Here is a 2,982-nt window from a genome sequence, read left to right as displayed (position 1 = left end):
AGCCCCCACTGCGCCCAACCAACTCACGACCCTGAGCCCCTACCCCCCGGCGACCTGCTCGACCAGCCGTGGAACGCCGCCTTTGCCCAGCGCGGCGTGCCACGGCGGTGCAGGAACTCTAGGAGACCGAGCTGTTTGGGCTGCCGTGGAACAGCGCCCTTGCCGGTGTGCGTCCGCCACCGAAGGAGGTCGCGGCGGCTGCCGGACGGGTGCGCCGTCCGGCCCGGTACCTCGGGTGATGTGCGGGATGTCGCCTGGCCGGGGGACGTGCTGCTGTGTGCTGGACTGCGCCGAGCTGGCGGGCGCACATTGGCGGCACGCCGGCCGGTGCGCGGAGACGCTGCAGGAGATTCAGGGCCTGTGGGAGGCGCACGGCGCCGATCCCGCGAACATCGCAACGGCCGGCTGCCGCCGCGTCCAGGACGCCGCCTACCTGCTGCGCCGGGACGGCCCCAAGATCCCCGGGGCCTTCTACCGGCTGCGGCGGGAAGCCGCGGAGCACGGCACGGTGGAGGGCGTCATTGTGCTGCTCGGCGGCGCGGAGCCGTTCTGGGCGTGGCATGCTGCTGGGGTGTCGGTTGAGCCCATTGTGCTGGTGGTCGGGGACGAGGAACTGCTCGCGGAGCGGGCGATCGGGGAGGTCGTCGCGTCCGTGCGGGCGGCGGACCCGGAGGCGGAGGTCATCGACCTGGCGCCGGGCGGGCTGGAGCCCGGGCGGATCTCGGAGCTGACGTCGCCGTCGCTGTTCGGCGGCGGGAAGGTGCTGGTGATCCGGTCGGCGCAGGATCTGGGGAAGGACCTGACGGCCGAGGTACTGAAGTACGCCAAGAATCCCGCGGACGACGTGGTTCTGGTGGCCGTCCACCCCGGCGGGGCCAAGGGGAAGGCGCTGGTGGACGGGCTCACCAAGCTCAAGGCGCGCAAGGTCTCGTGTCCCAAGGTCACCAAGGTGGGGGAGCGGGTCGACTTCGTGCGGGCCGAGATCCGCCGGGCGGGCGGGAAGATCTCGGCCGATGGTGCGCGGGGGCTGGTCGACGCGGTGGGAAACGACCTGCGGGAACTGGCGGCGGCGTGCAGCCAGCTGGTCGCCGACACCGGCGGGAAGATCGACGACGCCGCCGTCGCCCGGTACTACCGGGGGCGCGCGGAGGTCAGCGGGTTCACGGTGGCGGACAAGGCCATCGAAGGGCAGCTCGCCGAGGCGCTGGAGCAGCTCCGCTGGGCCCTCGCCACCGGGGTGGCGCCGGTACTGATCGTCAGCGCGCTCGCCCAGGGGGTGCGGGGTCTGGCGAAGGTAGGCGGCGCGCCGAGAGGCGCCCGGGGTGCGGCGCTGGCGAAGGAGCTGGGCATGCCGCCGTGGAAGATCGACCGGGTGCAGAAGCAGCTGCGCGGCTGGTCCGGGGACGGGGTCGCGCGGGCGCTCGCGGCGGTCGCCGAGGCCGATGAGGCGGTCAAGGGCGGCGCGGCCGACCCCGCCTACGCCCTGGAGAAGACGGTCGCCACCATCGTCGCCGCCCGAGGCTGACCCAGCAGCTCATCGGCCGAAGCCCTTAACTGATTGCCTGTGCCGAGCCTAGATGCGGCCCAGACCACTGTGTGGTGGGTGGTGGTCTGGTCTGTGGTGTTCGGGCCCGGGGCGGCCGTGTGATGGTGACGGCTTGGTCGGTGGTGTCCGGCCCGGGCACGGTGTGGTGGGTGAAGGCCTGGCCTGCGGTGTCCGGCCCGGGGCGACCGTGTGGTGGGTGATGGGCTGGTCGGTGGTGTCCGGCCCGGGGCACGGTGTGGTGGGCGGAGGCCTGGTCTGGGGTGTTCGGGGCCGGGGTCACCGTGTGGTGGGTGATGGCGTGGCTCTGTGGTGTTCGGGCGGGCCGCTGCGAGATGGGTGGGCGTCTGGCGTCGGTATTTTGCTCGTGCGGGAAGGGGGAGGCGGGGGAACCCCTAGGTGGGTTTCACGAAACGTGTGCGGGTGGATCGGATCTGTGACGATGATGGAGCATGAGCTTCCCGTTGATGCATGGGTACGACCGCATCGATCTGGTCGCCGACCTTGATCCGGTCGCGGCGGTGCGGGACAAGGAACTCGGCGAGCGGATCCGTGACTACCCGAAACTCTTCCCCGCCGGGTCGCCCGACTTCGGATTCGCGATACAGCACGGGACGAGCTGGCGCATCGGGTCCGTCGGCACGTCCGATCCTGAGGGAGCGCGGCGGAGCCTGGCCGCCCATCTGCGCAGGACCGTGACCGAGCAGGAGCCCGCCCCGGACCTCGCCCGCGCGATGCTGGCGGCCGCCGGCCGGCTGGACCCCGAGGAGGGCGAGCAGCTTCCCAAGGACGAGTGGGAGATCGGCGATCGGCGCTACCGGGTGATCCGGATCGAGCGGTTCACCCTGATCGGCGGCGGCGCGATGGAGCCGCCCCGGTCGACGGACACGGATCCGGGCGGCCCGACGCTGCTCCGCGGCCACCCCATCGAGCCGCTGGCGCCGGCCGGGCACTGGGAGACGCAGCTGAGGCTGAACCTCGTCGGTTTCCGGCCCATTCCCGGCACCGTCCCGGACATCGTCCAGACCGAGGCCGCGCATGCGATCAGGTCGCATCCCGGGGTGATCCTGCTGCCGCCGACCTTCACCGTGGTCGAGATCAAGGACGGGGCCTGGGACCCGATCGCCGGAGGCGACGGTCCCGGCGAGGCGCGCGACCACCTGGCCGGCCACTTCTCCGAACTACTGCCCCTCATCCGCGCCCACCAGGGCGACCCGGCCTCAGCCGCCGAGCTCGCTGAGTGGACGCAGGCGGCGGAGGAGATCAGGGCCACGAACGGGTACGAGTTCGCGGCGATGGGGCGCCGGTTCCGGACGGTGCGAATCTCCCGGATGATGCGGCTCGGCCGGGACGGTCCCGAAGCACCACGCCCGTCCGACCAGCAGCGTTACGGCGAACCCGCCCCCCATTAGGCCGTCTCCACCTGCCCCCCGGTAGGC

Annotated in this window: 2 protein-coding genes and 1 pseudogene; all 3 read left to right on the top strand. The window is 72.3% G+C overall.

From position 1 onward, the window contains the following. Positions 1–238: 238 nt before the first annotated feature. Positions 239–499: pseudogene (locus tag HUX53_RS42115) on the top strand (S-4TM family putative pore-forming effector); the annotation flags it as partial. Between the two features lie 72 nt (positions 500–571). Further along, positions 572–1,525 carry a DNA polymerase III subunit delta gene (gene holA, locus HUX53_RS38710; protein WP_309237636.1) on the top strand — a complete coding sequence of 318 codons (954 nt, stop codon included), beginning with the start codon at positions 572–574 and terminating at the stop codon, positions 1,523–1,525. A gap of 470 nt (positions 1,526–1,995) precedes the next feature. Continuing rightward, positions 1,996–2,955: a DUF5954 family protein gene (locus HUX53_RS38705; protein WP_176408236.1), complete on the top strand. Its 960-nt coding sequence runs from the start codon at positions 1,996–1,998 to the stop codon at positions 2,953–2,955. Positions 2,956–2,982 lie beyond the last annotated feature (27 nt).

Origin of the sequence: Actinomadura sp. BRA 177 (genome assembly GCF_013372625.1) — a bacterium.
Classification (GTDB): domain Bacteria; phylum Actinomycetota; class Actinomycetes; order Streptosporangiales; family Streptosporangiaceae; genus Spirillospora.
The sequence above is the reverse complement of the archived record's forward strand: the minus strand, read 5'-3'. Positions and strand labels throughout refer to the sequence as shown.